Annotated in this window: 14 protein-coding genes, 1 tRNA gene, 2 pseudogenes and 2 riboswitches; of the genes and pseudogenes, 8 read left to right on the top strand and 9 right to left on the bottom strand. The window is 37.5% G+C overall.

What is annotated here, in order from left to right:
• Window positions 1-19 precede the first annotated feature (19 nt).
• Window positions 20-196, top strand: a complete 177-nt coding sequence (locus G4D76_RS08315; protein ID WP_213809632.1) for a hypothetical protein — start codon at window positions 20-22, stop codon at window positions 194-196.
• Window positions 197-305: 109 nt separating this feature from the next.
• Here the strand turns inward: G4D76_RS08315 and G4D76_RS08310 are convergent, their stop codons facing one another.
• Entirely contained in the window at window positions 306-953 is a 648-nt protein-coding gene (locus G4D76_RS08310) for an HD domain-containing protein (RefSeq protein ID WP_213809631.1), read from the bottom strand.
• A 131-nt stretch (window positions 954-1,084) separates the two neighbouring features.
• Here G4D76_RS08310 and G4D76_RS08305 point away from each other — a divergent pair.
• A tRNA-Leu gene (locus tag G4D76_RS08305) sits at window positions 1,085-1,168 on the top strand.
• 140 nt (window positions 1,169-1,308) lie between these two features.
• On the opposite strand, the gene G4D76_RS08300 is transcribed toward G4D76_RS08305, so the two are convergent.
• Window positions 1,309-1,893 carry a TetR-like C-terminal domain-containing protein gene (locus G4D76_RS08300; RefSeq protein WP_213809630.1) on the bottom strand — a complete coding sequence of 195 codons (585 nt, stop codon included), beginning with the start codon at window positions 1,891-1,893 and terminating at the stop codon, window positions 1,309-1,311.
• Between the two features lie 136 nt (window positions 1,894-2,029).
• Between G4D76_RS08300 and G4D76_RS08295 the strand changes: the two are divergent.
• The 3 genes and pseudogenes from G4D76_RS08295 (at window position 2,030) to G4D76_RS14975 (ending at window position 4,165) form a co-directional block, all read left to right on the top strand.
• Window positions 2,030-2,782 (top strand): annotated as a pseudogene (locus G4D76_RS08295) (glucose 1-dehydrogenase).
• Between the two features lie 172 nt (window positions 2,783-2,954).
• The gene (locus tag G4D76_RS08290; RefSeq protein ID WP_250129858.1) at window positions 2,955-3,830 is read left to right on the top strand and encodes an NADH:flavin oxidoreductase/NADH oxidase family protein; all 876 of its coding nucleotides are present in this window, start codon (window positions 2,955-2,957) and stop codon (window positions 3,828-3,830) included.
• 26 nt (window positions 3,831-3,856) lie between these two features.
• On the top strand, window positions 3,857-4,165 hold the full coding sequence (locus G4D76_RS14975) for a hypothetical protein (RefSeq protein WP_250129857.1): 309 nt from the start codon (window positions 3,857-3,859) through the stop codon (window positions 4,163-4,165).
• A 164-nt stretch (window positions 4,166-4,329) separates the two neighbouring features.
• On the opposite strand, the gene G4D76_RS08285 is transcribed toward G4D76_RS14975, so the two are convergent.
• On the bottom strand, window positions 4,330-5,235 hold the full coding sequence (locus G4D76_RS08285) for an LLM class flavin-dependent oxidoreductase (protein ID WP_250129856.1): 906 nt from the start codon (window positions 5,233-5,235) through the stop codon (window positions 4,330-4,332).
• Between the two features lie 311 nt (window positions 5,236-5,546).
• Window positions 5,547-5,771: a hypothetical protein gene (locus G4D76_RS08280; protein WP_026859302.1), complete on the bottom strand. Its 225-nt coding sequence runs from the start codon at window positions 5,769-5,771 to the stop codon at window positions 5,547-5,549.
• Between the two features lie 297 nt (window positions 5,772-6,068).
• Here G4D76_RS08280 and G4D76_RS08275 point away from each other — a divergent pair, with 297 nt between their 5' ends.
• On the top strand, window positions 6,069-6,749 hold the full coding sequence (locus G4D76_RS08275; RefSeq protein ID WP_026859301.1) for a TVP38/TMEM64 family protein: 681 nt from the start codon (window positions 6,069-6,071) through the stop codon (window positions 6,747-6,749).
• Between the two features lie 87 nt (window positions 6,750-6,836).
• Here the strand turns inward: G4D76_RS08275 and G4D76_RS08270 are convergent, their stop codons facing one another.
• The 5 genes from G4D76_RS08270 to G4D76_RS08250 all read right to left on the bottom strand — a co-directional run bounded on the left by G4D76_RS08270 (window position 6,837) and on the right by G4D76_RS08250 (window position 12,311).
• Window positions 6,837-8,711, bottom strand: a complete 1,875-nt coding sequence (locus G4D76_RS08270; protein WP_213809629.1) for a heavy metal translocating P-type ATPase — start codon at window positions 8,709-8,711, stop codon at window positions 6,837-6,839.
• Between the two features lie 940 nt (window positions 8,712-9,651).
• Window positions 9,652-10,656, bottom strand: coding sequence for a HesA/MoeB/ThiF family protein (locus G4D76_RS08265; protein ID WP_213809628.1), 1,005 nt, complete (start codon window positions 10,654-10,656; stop codon window positions 9,652-9,654).
• Entirely contained in the window at window positions 10,656-11,423 is a 768-nt protein-coding gene (locus G4D76_RS08260; RefSeq protein ID WP_026859298.1) for a thiazole synthase, read from the bottom strand. Before G4D76_RS08260 ends, G4D76_RS08265 begins: the two co-directional genes overlap by 1 nt.
• A gap of 1 nt (window position 11,424) precedes the next feature.
• Window positions 11,425-11,625: a sulfur carrier protein ThiS gene (gene thiS, locus G4D76_RS08255; RefSeq protein ID WP_026859297.1), complete on the bottom strand. Its 201-nt coding sequence runs from the start codon at window positions 11,623-11,625 to the stop codon at window positions 11,425-11,427.
• Window positions 11,626-11,720: 95 nt separating this feature from the next.
• A complete protein-coding gene (locus G4D76_RS08250) occupies window positions 11,721-12,311 on the bottom strand; it encodes a thiamine phosphate synthase (protein WP_026859296.1) in 591 nt (196 codons plus the stop codon).
• A 72-nt stretch (window positions 12,312-12,383) separates the two neighbouring features.
• A riboswitch (TPP riboswitch) is annotated at window positions 12,384-12,493 on the bottom strand.
• Between the two features lie 232 nt (window positions 12,494-12,725).
• Window positions 12,726-12,828: riboswitch (TPP riboswitch) on the top strand.
• Between the two features lie 105 nt (window positions 12,829-12,933).
• Between G4D76_RS08250 and G4D76_RS08245 the strand changes: the two genes are divergently transcribed.
• Both G4D76_RS08245 and G4D76_RS08240 read left to right on the top strand, forming a co-directional pair.
• A complete protein-coding gene (locus tag G4D76_RS08245) occupies window positions 12,934-13,683 on the top strand; it encodes a 3-oxoacyl-ACP reductase (RefSeq protein ID WP_026859295.1) in 750 nt (249 codons plus the stop codon).
• A 12-nt stretch (window positions 13,684-13,695) separates the two neighbouring features.
• Window positions 13,696-15,004: pseudogene (locus tag G4D76_RS08240) on the top strand (NtaA/DmoA family FMN-dependent monooxygenase).
• The last annotated feature ends 119 nt before the right edge of the window (window positions 15,005-15,123 follow it).

Here is a 15,123-nt window from a genome sequence, read left to right as displayed (position 1 = left end):
TTAAAAAGGTGGTAATTACATGAAAACCGTACACGAACTATTTTCGGAACTGGATTACTGGGAAGAGTATACACCGAACAGCACGATGAGCAGAATTGAAAAAGTAAATCACATCAGCAGAGTAAAACGTGAAATCGCAAACCGCATCAATATCGAAGAATACAGAGGTTATATAGAGTCTAAAGAAACAAACTAAGCAGCAAAGATCACCCCTTACTGAAATTCAGATTAGGAGTATCTTCAATTAAAAAAAGGTAAAGAAAAAGCGTGATACTTCAATGTATCATGCTTTTTATAAATTCTCTTTAAAGCTCTCCGTTCCATTCTTTAAAGAACGTATCGAGAAAATGCTTCATAAATGACTCTCGCTCTTCAGCTATTTTAATTGCTGCCGGTGTATTCATCTCAACTTTTAACAACAGCAGCTTCTCATAAAAGTGATTAATCGAAGTAGACTCTCCGTTACGGTACTCTTCAAAACTCATTTTGTCTCTGACAGGAATCTTTGGATCATACATCGCCTGACCTTTAGCACCGCCGTATTGGAAAGTTCTCGCAATGCCAATTGCACCCAGAGCATCCAATCGATCAGCATCCTGTACTATTTGAGCTTCGATGTATGACAGTTTCTTGCCTGTCCCGCCTTTAAATGACATTGTTGTAATAATATCGATAATCGTCTCGATAGTATCATTAGCAACTTTGTTTTCTTGAAGGAGTTTTCTAATACGTTCCAGTGCCATGTTAACATTAGACGTCACCTTATCATCCGCAATATCATGGAGCAGTGCCGCTGCAGTCACAGTAAAAGAATCCGCCTTTTCATACTTTAATATTTCTTTGGAAATATCTGTCACTCTCTGTATGTGGTACCAGTCATGGCCGCTTTTTTCGTTCATCAGCTCAGCTTTGACCCATTCTTCAATATTTTGAATTGCTTTTTCTTCAGTCATGAAAGTATTCCTCCGTCAGTTATGATAATAATACTTTCATTATACTTTGATTCATGTAAATTTAACAAAAATGATATAAAATTATTGACATAAAGAGGGAATTTATATTATTGTTAATTAATATATATTAAGCGGATATGGCGGAACTGGCAGACGCGCTAGAATCAGGCTCTAGTGTCCTAATCGACGTGGGGGTTCGACTCCCTTTATCCGCATTGTTTAAAGACCATTCATTGAATGGTCTTTTTTTACATCTATTGCGTTCTAACTCGAAAGCATTTTTAAAGCTATCTTAACCGCTAAATCATCATCGACGTATCCCGTAAGAAAAAAATGATAGCCTTTGCAGATACATTTATAATGAGTGATAATTTAATTTCTTTTTATTCATATGCAAGATTTTTACCAACTGATCGTTCAAATAATCTGCATTGTAGGAAAAACCATTTTTATACCAGTTGATAATCATTCCGATAATGGCATTGGAATGGTAGGATGCAAACATTTCATGATTAAAATCTCCCTGCTGCTGACTTTCGAAATCTTCAAGAAACAATTTATCGATTTCATCAAACAGCATATAATAATACATCAACGGTACTTTTCTTGAAAAAATAATTTCGTAGAACGGTTTAAATTTTTCAATATGATGAAAGATACGAATTGTTGAAGAGTCTAATTTATCCACATTCAAAATCGCTACCTTACGGTAAGGCTCTTTATAAGAATTAGCCAAATCTAAAGTTATCTCTTTAAAATACTCCTCAAATACATCTTCAATTTGCCCGTAGTGCAAATAAAAAGTACCACGGTTAATTTTAGCTTTTTTACAAATTTCTGTTATAGAAATTTCATCGAGATCTTTATCATTTAATAACTGCAGCAATGCCTGATGCAAGGCGTCTTTAGTCTTCACAATACGTAAATCATTTTTCGACATTTTCTCACCTCTTATTGAACAATATTATGTATCCGTTCATTAATGAACAGTTATCTAATTTTTGGTTATTGAAAGCGTTTACCTTCATTATTATAATAGATAATAGACAGTTGTACAATATAAGGAGGCTACAAAAATGAGATTACAAGACAAAGTTGCAATCGTAACAGGGGCAGCATCAGGGATGGGTAAAGCAATCGCAGAAGCTTACGCAAGAGAAGGTGCCAAAGTTGTCGTATCTGATTTAAACATAGAAGGTGCAGAGGAAGTTGCAGCAAACCTTAAAGCTAATGGTGCAGAAGCTTTCGCAATTAAAACGAATGTTTCTGTAGAAGAAGAAGTTGAACAGTTATTCGAAGAAACGAAGAAAAACTTCGGTAAACTGGATATCTTAGTTAACAATGCAGGAATTATGGACGGCATGGAACCTGTCGGAGAAATTTCAAACGAGAGATGGGAAATGTTATTCGCTGTAAACGACAGCAGTAATGAACAATGCTTTGGCAGTCCACCTGTTCTTAGAACAGGGACACGGTACAATCGTTAATAATATTTCAGCAGGCGGACTATACGGCGGCCGTGCAGGTGCAGCATATACAGCATCAAAACACGCAGTTGTCGGTTTAACAAAAACACTGCGTTCATGTATGCAGATAAAAATATCCGCACAAACGGTATTGCACCAGGGGCAGTTAAGACAAATATTGCTTCATCTATGAAGAATATGAGTGAATTTGGAGCTGGTCGTCAAAGTCAGGGAATGTCACTTAACCCGAGAGCAGGGGAACCTGAAGAAATTGCTGAAGCAGCAGTTTTCCTTGGATCAGACGAAGCAAGCTTCGTAAATGGACAAGTTCTTGCTGTAGACGGCGGATGGACTGCGTACTAAGTTTATTAAATGAATAGGTAAGGCTAAAAAAGAGATTAATATAAATTTAATCTCTTTTTACTGTTCCAGAAACTTTATTATTTACATAAAAACTTAAACAGCATGAATGGTCAATTTAACGGGTATAAACAGAAAAGTACTGCAGACTAGGTGCCGTAAAGGAGAAGTTTATATGTCGACAGCTAAATTATTTGAACCATTAACACTGAGAAACGGCGTGGTAATTAAAAACAGAATCTATAAAGGGGCAATGAGCGAAGGCATGGCGGATAAGTCCCACCGCCCGACACGTGAATTAATTCATGCCTATAAACGCTGGGCTGACGGTGGCACAGGTCTATCCATTACCGGTAATGTGATGGTAGACAGACGCTATCTTGGTGAACCCGGTAATATTGTTGTTGAAGACGACAGAGATTTATTACTTTTAAAGAATTGGGCTGAGGCAGGCAAACGGAATCACAGCCATATCTGGATGCAGATTAATCATCCGGGGAAACAAAGTCCAAAATCAGTTTCCAGACAGCCTGTCGCCCCGAGCGCGATTCCCATCAGCGGAAGTGCAGGCAGCGCGTTTAATCCACCTCGGGCAATGACTTCAGAAGAAGTCACAGATACTGTAAACCGCTTTGTTAAAACTGCTGTCGCTGCTAAAAAAGCAGGATTTACAGGCGTTCAGATTCACGGCGCTCACGGTTATTTAGTGAGCCAGTTCTTATCATCCCGGGATAATAAGAGAAATGATGACTATGGCGGTTCTCTCGCAAACCGCATGCGGTTTCTAACAGAAATTTACACCGGTATGCGCGTGGCTCTCGGTGACAGCTTCCCGATCAGCCTGAAGATTAACTCGACCGATTTTGATGATGAAGGATTTTCCTTTGATGATTCCATTGCTGTCATTAAGAAAATGGATGAACTTGGTATTGACCACATCGAAATCTCGGGCGGAGATTATGAAAAACCGAAAATGATGGGTAACGGCGAAGTCTACTTCCTGGATTATGCAGAAAAATCAGTCAGGCAGTCACTACTGCGGTTGGGGTAACCGGAGGATTCCGCAAAAAAGAAAGCATGATTCATGCACTGAACGACACTGATGTATCGATGATTGGCATCGCAAGAGCTCTCGTCTTAAATCCGGAGCTCCCAAATCAGCTGAAATCGGAGACCTATAAAGATATAACAATTCCAAGACTGACAACTAAAGTGAAAGTACTGGATAAAATGATCGGCGGATTTATAGGGATTGCCTACTACGAACAGCAGATCAGAAGGCTCGGACATAACAAGTCGCCAAAAGTTCACCGTAATGCATGGGGTCCCTTATTTGACATGGCAAAAATACATGGTCCCTATGCATTTATAAAAAGAAGAAGATAATCAGGATTTTTTCTTAAACCGGAAACTGAATGTCATTTATAATTTTTAATACTTGCAAGAAATCGCTCTACATTATGATTAACGTGCCTAACAACAAAGCATATTTAAAGACCTTCTAACCAGTTAATGTGGTAGGAAGGTCTTTTTGTATCGTTTTTATTTCTTTAGAACCACAAATCCGCCAGCAGTTCCATCGATTGTTTCCTTTTTTCAGGGTCGTAAGTGTAAGTCACAATAATCAGCTCATCAACGCCTGTTTCTTCCGCAAATTTTTCCAGTTTCTTACGGACTGTTTCAGGTGAACCAACAGCTTTGAGACTGAACATTGAATCCATCATTTTTCTTTGTTCTTCCGACCCTAATTCTTCAGGCTCAACAGGTGGCTGGAGTTTACGCTGCTGACCGGTCTGCATATCTGCCATCATTTGTGTCGTTGTTGTCCAGATTTTTTCTGCTTCCTCATCTGTCGGTGCTACAACAACATTAATCCCTGCCATGACATAAGGTTCATCAATCTGGGAAGTCGGCGAATCTGTCGTAAATGCCGAACGGTACATATCAATCTTTTGTTTGTAATCGTCCGGTGTAAAGTGCGTCGCAATTGAATAAGGCAATCCCAGCTGTCCGGCAATAGATGCACCGTTCATACTTGAACCCAATACCCAGATTGGAATATTCGTTCCTGTGCCTACTGTAGACGTCACTGGAACACTGTGACCGAGTCCTTCTTCGCTGAACCAGCCGATGAGATCATAAGAGTTTGCAAAATTTTGTGCATCACTGCTGTTACGTGTAATCAGCTGAGATGTTCTTTGGTCGGTACCTGGTGCGCGACCCAGTCCGAGATCAATTCTATCAGGATAGAGCTGTGCAATCGTGCCGAAATTTTCAGCGACCTGCAGCGGTGAATGGTTCGGCAGCATGATACCGCCTGAGCCGATGCGGATATTTTTTGTCCGCGCTGCGGCCATCGCAATCAGCTGAGATGTCGCAGCTGATGCAAGACTTTTTATTATGATGCTCAGCGAACCAAAGTCTCTTGAATCCGAGTTTATCAATAAGTTCAGCATTGTCTAGGGACGCTTCGATTGCTTCCCTAACTGTCTGATTTTCCGAAATGCCCACAAGTTCAAGGACATTTAATGGTATATGTTTTGTCATTTAAATTAGTTCTCCTTTACGTATCTTATTAAGTCTTAATGTAATATATTCCATTACAATGAGATACTCTAATCATAAAACATCATATGATATAAAGATAATTAACTGTTTCAATTGCTTAAATAAATGAGAAGATTTCAACCTGATTAAGATATTTATTCTTTTAATACAAAAGGCGTGCATCCCTTAAGGAATACACGCCTTTCTGCGTCTCATTTGACTAGATTAATATAACATTATTGAATTCCGCTTTAGTTACTGGTGGGAGATAACGATCAGAACTTATTTGCTCTTCAATTAAAGGCTGTACTTCTGAAGTTCCCCCCTGATTCTCTTCAAGATTATTTGCGGCCATAATAATAAATACAATGAGTAAGGCTATACTGATCAGCATCAAAATGAAAAGTATAATTACAGTCATTTTAGATTTGTTGTTTTCTTTCATAAAAATATCTCCTAGTTTGCTTTGACCTGATTATATCACTCAGTGAATCACCCGGAGGGACTCCATTGTTATTTGTCGAAATTTATTCATAAAATTTCTAGACAAATATAGGTAATTTGGATGACATACTCTCATTAAATATTGTTTGTATCATAAATCTTAGTAAGTGAAAATTTACATTTCCAAATTTATGAAATAAATCTATTCCCTTTTACTAATGACACAGTTAAAGTTAAGGAGAGCCTATAATCCCGAACAACGGAATTTTAATAAAGTAGCCAGGAATGAGGAAATACAATGAGTTTAGAAAAAGATTCTGCAGATGCTTTTTCTCCCCGTTCAATAATTTCCCTATTAGCTTTAGTAGTATTCATAGGCATATTGATATGGTTGGGGTTTAATGTAAATGTTCCAGAACCTGAAGTTTTAAGAGAGATTATTCAAGGTTACGGCTGGGCAGGCTGGTTGATTTTTATCGGTATTACAGCCTTAATTGCCATTACACCGATTCCTGTCACCATACCAGCTTTAGTCGCAGGTTCTCTATACGGTGTTATAGCTGGCAGCTTGTTCTCCTTCACAGGTATATTGATTGGCTCGTGGATTGGGTATTGGTTAGCCAGATTTACCGGTCAAGACCTGACATTTAAACTCCTTGGCCGTCATGGACCAACGGTTGAAAAGTATTTGAGTAACGCAGGCTTCTTAGCCATGTGTACAGCGAGACTAATGCCAGGCTTACCATATTGGCCAGTCAATTACGGTGCAGGTGCCTTAGGTGTCAGTCAGTCCGCCTTTTTGTCAGCAACCTTTATCGCTTCCATACCGGGACAAATCTCACTCGTTGCACTTGGCGCTTTCGCTGTTAATCAGTCGCTCTTTAACGGAATCATCCTGGTTGTTGCTTGGATTACGGTACTCGCATCCACCTTTATCTCCTACCGTTATTGGCGAAATACCCGCAGCGAAAATAATTAATTAAGGTCGAAATCAGTAGTAGTGAAAAACCCCTAAGTTACTACCTATCTGAGACAGTAACTTAGGGGTTTTTGCTATTTTATATAATTAGTTTGTTTCATATGCTATTTCTGTAGTCTTTGATACATTTTTATCTTTACCTGATCGAAGCAGACGCAGTCCATTTAGTATGACTAGTATTGTAGAGCCTTCATGAAATAAAACGGCGGTTGGTAAATTGAGTAAACCAAAAATATTTAAAGTGACTAGTATTAAAATAACACTGATTGAAAACGTAATATTTCCAAGAATAATCCTATTTAATCTGCGGCTTAATTTAAAACTATAGAATAGTTTTTGCAGATTATTTTTTACAATTACGACATCGGAAGATTCCATTGCAACTGAAGAACCACTCCCCATCGCTATGCCTATATTTGCATTTGCAAGGGCAGGTGCATCGTTAATTCCATCACCAATCATTCCTACAATATGTTCTTTGTTTTGACTTTCATTCACATGTCTAACTTTATCTTCTGGGAGACTTGAAGCGTAGAATGTTGAAATTCCGACTTCATCCGCAACTTTCTTCCCGACAGTTTCATTATCACCAGTTAGAAGGATAACTTCCACTCCTGCTTTTTGAAAACTATCGACAGCTTGAACAGATTCACTGCGCACCTGATCAGCAAGAGAAAAGTATCCAATAATATTCTGGTTTTTTCCAACGAAAATATTTGTATTGCCGTCTATCATTTTAGCAGTGTAATCAAAAGGGTCTTTGAAATCTTTAAATGCGTCCGGTTTCCCGACGATAATGTCGCCTTTTTTCATACCTGAACCGACAATTTCTTCAACTGGCTCTGTCTGGTCAACACTCTCAAGATTCAAAGACGCAAATTTTTTAACAATCGCTTCAGCAATCGGATGACTTGAATGTTGCTCAATCGAAACGACTTCTTTTAAAATTTCTTCAGCAGCTACATAGTCAATGACTTTAAAATCTCCATATGTGAGGGTCCCGGTTTTATCACTAAATAGAATATCCATTGTACTCAGAGTCTCCATAGCAGCACCGCCTTTAAACAGAATGCCATTTCGAGCACCATTGCTTATCGCACTCAAAGTCGCAGGTGTTGCAGATGCAACGAGCGCACATGGGCTAGCTACTGTCAGCATCACCATTCCTCTATAAAATGATTCACTAAATGATAAGTCGACAAATGTATAGAGTATTACGATAAAAATTGGAACACCGATTAATACAGAAATAACATATTTTGATTCAATACGATCGATAATTTTTGATACTTTAGAAGGTCTATTTTGAGCCTCTTCTACCATACGTATAATATTTGAAAATACAGTTTCATCACTTGTTTTACTTACCTTTAGATTAAAAGAGTTTCCTTCATTTATCGTTCCTGCGAAAACTTCTGAATTACTTTCTTTCACAACAGGAACCGATTCCCCGGTTAGAGCAGATTCGTTCACAAAAGACTTACGATCAATATGTCCATCGATAGGAATTTGTTCTCCTTTCGAGACTAAAACGATATTACCTTTAATCAATTCCTCAGTAGGGATTTCTGTAACTTCACCATTATTAACCAAGCGTGCCGTTGAAGGAATATGTGACATTAATTCCGATATTGCTGTTGTAGATTTTTTCGTCGCATAATTTTCCAGAACTTCAGCACCCGCAAAAATAAGTAAGAGTAATGCACCTTCCGACTCATAATTAATAATTACAGCACCAATCGCAGCTAATATCATTAACAAGTCAACATTCGGAGACTTTTCTTTGATCGTTTCAGTCACTGCATTTTTTGCAGCAAAGAATCCCAAGAAGAAAATCGCGATATAGAATGAAATACTGTTGTCGATATTTGTAAATAAATTGAGCGAAAAACCAATAAGTATAAACAGAATACCTAATACCAGAAATTGACCGGCACGATTGCTAAACAGATATTTAAACATACACACGACCTCTTTCACATTACTTAATATATTTCCAGCAAGCACTCTAATTATTATTGTTTGTAAGTCCATTATACAACAATATAAATTTAAAAACACTTCTTAATTATAATGATTATAATTAAGAAGGATTAATAGGTGTTATTATTGCTTTTAGGAATCCGAACGTTATATTACTGATTCTCAATATCTAAAAGAGTTAGATTCACCGGGACAAACTGTGAACAAAGAGACGGTAGATTCATTGGTCAAGAAATTGATGACTTCCGAAGGACAGATAATGGAATAAGATTTTAAGAGAGAATATTGTATTGAATGGCTTTTAACTTTTATACGAGTACCATCAGGAAAATATGTATTTACAACGCTAAGATTATTACTTACGATAACTCTCAAGTTTTCACATATGTGTATTGTGTCTTAACACAAAGTCTTTGTATTATAATAAATAGATAGATAACTTTGAACAAAATTTATAAACGTTGGTATTTCAATGTTTATAGGGTTTTTCTATTTTACATATATGATTTAAATATAATTTATAACTCAAAAATCGTTATAATTTGAGTTAAGTATAGTGGTAAGATTATGACGTTAAAAGGAATACAATATTTACCACCAGAAGTATCTAAAGTATACGTAAACTACGCTCTTCTACACATCCTAAGATAAGTGAGCACATTCAAGCAGCATAGTCTTTTGCATGCTATCCTGCTTCTCTTTTACTTATTCTATTTATGATAACTCCCAGCTTATCACTTTATGATGCGGTTTTCTCTTAACGTTCCACCGAAATTTGTAATAAATAATTCCTTCTGATTACCGTATCTTCACCTAATTCAACACCCTATAGAAATAACTGATGCCTTTTTAATTCTTTGTCTAGTATTTATAAAACAACATAAAAACTCATCTATTTGAGATAGTTCACACTATATTTTTATACAGGATATTCACTCAGTTTCTCAATCATTTCATGATATAAAGCATTTGCTTCTTCTTTTCGAGAGATGCCATGAACATTCATTCTGCCATCTTTAAATAAGGTCAGCTTATATTTTTTATAAGTCAATAACTTAACAAATGCACTTGCCCTGATAGTTTTACCGGGCAGCTCCTGATTGAAAACCGATTCGTCGAACCTGAGTGTATATACACTTCCGCAATTAGATTGTACAGTGGCCAGCATATTTTTATTCAACTGTTCATATACCCGATTCTTACAGACCACACAGTCTTCATTCTTTAATTCATCTATATTTATCGTTTGAAAGCCGATTTTAAAAGTATCTACAGTAATGAGCTGCTTGGAAAAACCTTTTCCTGATAAATAACGAATGACTTCAGAAACTTCCATACTGGCAATGAGGGAAATCACAGGAGGAAGTACACCGTTGATTGCACAGCTTTCCCCTGTGGATGGCAGAGTTTCCATCAAACACTTTAAACAAGGTCCTTTAAAATCAATCCCATACACACTTCCCTTACTGCCTACAGCGGCACCATATACCCAGGGGATATCAAGCTTATGACAGGCTTCATTAATCAGAAAGCGAATTTCAAAATGGTCCATACTGTCAATTACAATATCCGGCTGATACTTTCTTAAGATTGCGGAGATGTTACTGGAATTTAATTCTGCATTGATCGGTACAATCTCAACATTACGGTTTATCTGACACAATTTTTCTTTGGCAGCATTAACTTTCAGCGTCATATCTTCTGCATCTTTTTCAGTATATAAAGCCTGACGATGCAGGTTGGTCATTTCAACAATATCCATATCGATGATGATGAGTTTACCTGCACCCATACGCACAAGCATTTCAGAAACGTGTGTTCCAAGTGCACCGGCGCCCATCACCATCAGTGTGGCTGAAATCAGATTTTTTTGACTATTCTCTCCAAATTCATTAAACTTCATTTGTCTGTCGTATCTCTCCATTAAAGAAACTCCAGTCCTTCAGCGGGACTTGAGGCCTGTGCAGAATACCTAACCGGAATACGTCCTGCATCATAACCCAGTACCCCTGCATCAATTGAAAGCTTCATCGCTTCTGCCATTTTAACCGGGTCTTTGGCATTCGATACAGCGGTGTTTAATAATACCGCATCTGCACCTAGCTCCATAGCATAGCACGCATCTTTGGGTGAACCGATTCCTGCATCCACAATAACAGGGATGCTGGATTGTTCTACAATATATCTTAAATTCAATGGATTATTAATACCGCGTCCCGTACCTATAGGAGAAGCGAGCGGCATAATCGCATGAACACCGAGTCTTTCGAGTCTTTTTGCAAGCACGACATCGTTTGAAATATATGGACAGACTGTATAACCTTTGTCCAGCAGTATTTGACACGCTTCGTATGTCGCAATTGGGTCAGGCAGTAATGTCTTATCATCACCAATAATCTCAACTTTAATCATGTCACAGACACCCGCATGTTTTGCGATTTCTGCGATGCGTATAGTTTCTTCCACTGTTTTCGCCCCTGCTGTATTCGGAAATGTCGTGTATTTTCTTAAATCAATATTTGCCAGCGGGTTGGGCAGGTCTTTATCAAATAAGTTCATACGTCTGACAGCGAAAGTCAGCACTTCTGTACCTGACGCTTCAATTGCTGCGGCCTGTATTTTCTCATCTGAGAACTTTCCAGTACCTAAAAATAGTCTTGAGTTAAATTTTAAATCCCCAATTTCTAACATATTATCCGCCTCCTACAAATTCTAATAATTCAAGTCGATCATTATTTTTCACTGCTTGTTGTTTAAATACACTTTTTTTAATCAATTCCCCATTGTGTTCCACTACAATACGATTATCATCTACATCCAGGTGGTCCAGCAGGGTAGCTATGGTAATATCCTTTTCAAAATAATGGAGTTCTCCGTTAACGGTGCACTGCATATTGTTTCATCCTTTCAAATGATAGATTTTTAAGTACTGCGACAGCTGGGAAATGTATTAACCACATTATAATGTCTAAGCAATGTAGCATTTGCTTACATAAAATTTAATATTTGCCATTCTTCTTTTAATCTGGTGATTTGATTGGGTGATGCATCCATAAGTGCAGAAATTGCCGAGATACCACTGAAACCTGCCGGTAATTGATTGATAGTTGTTGAATTGATACCTCCAAGTGCAACGACAGGAATATCATAAGACAGTGCATCACGTACTTCTTGATGTGTACGCGGCGGCAAAGATTTCTTTGAACTCGATTCAAATATATGGCCGTATAATACAAAGTCGAGATGATTGTCCTGTGCTTTCTTGACAGATTCAGGTAAATGAGCAGACATGCTGACTGAAATATCCGGATGTTCTTTTTTATACGTTAATGCAGTTGGATCGTTTTCTCTAAAGTGGATGGCAGTTAAACGAAAAGATTCCAGCAATTTAGTCGAAGTATGAATGATGATTTTTTCTTTGGGAAAACCTGAATGAATAAGCTGACAAAGGAACGATGATAACTCGTTGTCGGACATGGGTGTACGAAGTAAAAGATAATCGATACAGGATGAAATCGTATTGAAATGAATAATATCCTTGGAAATTAATATCTTAAAATGTGTAATTGCAATAAGCATTATGTCACCCCTTAACATAAAAAAAAGCGCTGCTTTTCTATATAGAAAAACAGCGCAAGTATGTATCAACATATATTACTTTCGCCACTTTCCTACGCCAGTATGAACTGTATCAGGTTCCCGGAATCCCAAAGTCTACACTTTAATCTCAGCCTTTTTCAAAGACACTTCCAGTGGTCTTAACTATTTAATTTTCCAATCAATAACCTCAAGTTACTCTAAAAAGTTAAATATTGCAAATAAAATTAGATTTTAATTATGCTGATAACTACCTTTTAACATTCACTCAATCATATAAAAACTAGAAAGCAGTACAGTTACAGAATTGAATTTGAATTGCGTTTGTTCCAATTCAAATAATTTGTGGTTTACTTGACGTATCTTTGTAAAGTACTACAATGATGTTAAATAGAAGATTCGCACTAGGGGTGTTTATATAAACTGAGATGAGGGAAACCTCAGACCCTTTGAACCTGATCTAGTTAAAACTAGCGTAGGAAAGTGTTACATCGATACAGTTGTATATCTATGTCTTTGTGGACATATAATTTACTCTCGATACGTAACTTTCCTATGAAGGTTGCGTATTTTTTTATTTTAAAAAATTATAGGAGTGATTTATTTGACAAGAACAGTTTTAGTAACGGGAAGCGGAAGAGGACTTGGTAGCTATATCGTAAAAGCACTGAGTGAAAAAGGCTTTAATGTCATAATTAACTACAACAAAAGTAAGGAAGAAGCAGAGAAGTTACAAAAAGAAATTGGCGCACAAGCGATTGCGATTCAAGCGGACATTACAGACCGTGAAGCAGTTGAACAATTAGTAAAAAAAGGAACTGAACATTTCGGCCAGATTGATGTTGTTGTAAACAATGCACTCGTTAACTTTAAATTTGATCCAACCGCTCAAAAAGCATTTAAAGATTTGACTTATAAAGATTACGAGCAACAGTTAGACGGGACACTAAAAGCTGCATTCAACGTATCACAAAGTGTAATACCACAGTTTTTAGAACGTAAAGACGGTGCAATTATTAGTATTGGAACGAATCTATATCAAAATCCTGTAGTACCATATCACGAGTACACCACTGCAAAAGCTGCTTTAATTGGGTTCACCAGAAACGTTGCAGCAGAACTTGGACAGTATGGTATCCGTGCAAATGTTGTTTCTGGCGGTTTACTGAAAACAACAGACGCAAGTGCAGTCACAACACCAGAAGTATTTGATTTAATCGCACAGTCCACACCATTGAGAAAAGTAACAACACCACAAGACGTTGCTAATATGGTTGTTTATCTTTGTTCTGAGGCAGCAGATGGGATTACAGGGCAAAACATCACGGTAGACGGCGGACTTACTATGAACTAGGCGGTATATATTATGAATAATTCTAAACAGTTAAATATAGGGATTTTAATGTATGGTGTGGGTCATCATCAGGCAGCATGGTTAGAAGATGATTCGAGTATCAATGAATTCACGACAATTGAATATTATGAAAATCTGGCAAAAATTGCAGAACGCGGAAAATTTGATGCCGTATTTTTCGCAGATTCACAAGCCTTCCCCGCAGATAGTGCAACAGAATTACCAGCGAGTTATTTTGACCCAGTTGTTGCATTAACTGCTATGAGTAAGGTCACAGATAACGTTGGACTTGTTTCAACTATTTCAGGTACATTTAATAACCCATTTACCACAGCAAGACAGTTACTCACACTGCAACACATAACAAAAGGACGCATGGGATGGAATCTAGTGACATCAATGACCGACCGCGAAGCACAAAACCACAGTATATCTAAATTACCTGAGCGAGCCGTTCGTTATAAGAAAGCGGATGAATTTGCTGAAGTCATGAATAAATTATTTGAATCGTGGTCAATTGAAAGCTACAATCCAGAGAAAGAAAATAACACAATTACTAAAAATAAAAATATTCAGCCATTCAATCACAATGGTGAAAACTTCCAAGTTAAAGGGCCGCTAACTTTACCTTTAAGAAAAGAGGGTAAACCAGTTGCTATGCAAGCTGGGGCTTCAAAAGAAGGTGTTGCACTTGCTGCGAAATATGCTGATGCCGTCTATTCAGTTTCTTGGAACTTAAGACAAGCAAATATTTATCGTGAAAAATTAAATCAAGCCATAAAAGAAAGCCGTCGTCCAAACAACTATATCAAAGTATTTCCAGGACTAGTGACTTACGTGGGTAAAACAAGAGAAGAAGCGCAAGAAAAGAAAGCAAAATTAGACAATCTACTTCCAATTGATACTGCACTTAATCAGCTCGAATTCTTTATTCAGCAAGATACAAAATCATGGAAACTCGACGAAAAAGTACCAAAATTGCCACCCACCGTCGAAGAATTCAAAGGACCTGTTGGACGTTATCAAACTGTTTTAGAAATTATAGAAGACAGAAATCCTACAGTCAGAGAATTACTCGGTTATCTTAACGCTGGAGGTGGACATTTAACCCTCATTGGCACACCTGAAGAAATTGTCGACGAATTAGAAAGATGGATGAATGAAGGTCGCAGATGGATTTAACTTGATGCCTCCAACACTCCCAGGAAGTCTTGAAGACTTTGTCGACTTAGTCATTCCGGAAATGCAAAAACGCGGCATTTTTAGAAGAGATTATAACGGTGAAACGTTTAGAGAAATGCTGGAACTCGATAAATATTAAGCTGTATGATTCCTAGGTGCACCTCAATTTTACGTTGTGTTTTTATATTGTGGCTGGGACATAAATATCTCCAGAAAAAATAATAACTTTTGAGAACGTATGTCCCCGAGCCCCAAGAG

The organism is Jeotgalicoccus sp. WY2 (assembly GCF_018437745.1).
GTDB lineage: Bacteria > Bacillota > Bacilli > Staphylococcales > Salinicoccaceae > Jeotgalicoccus > Jeotgalicoccus psychrophilus.
This window is presented reverse-complemented; position numbering and strand designations above follow the sequence as displayed.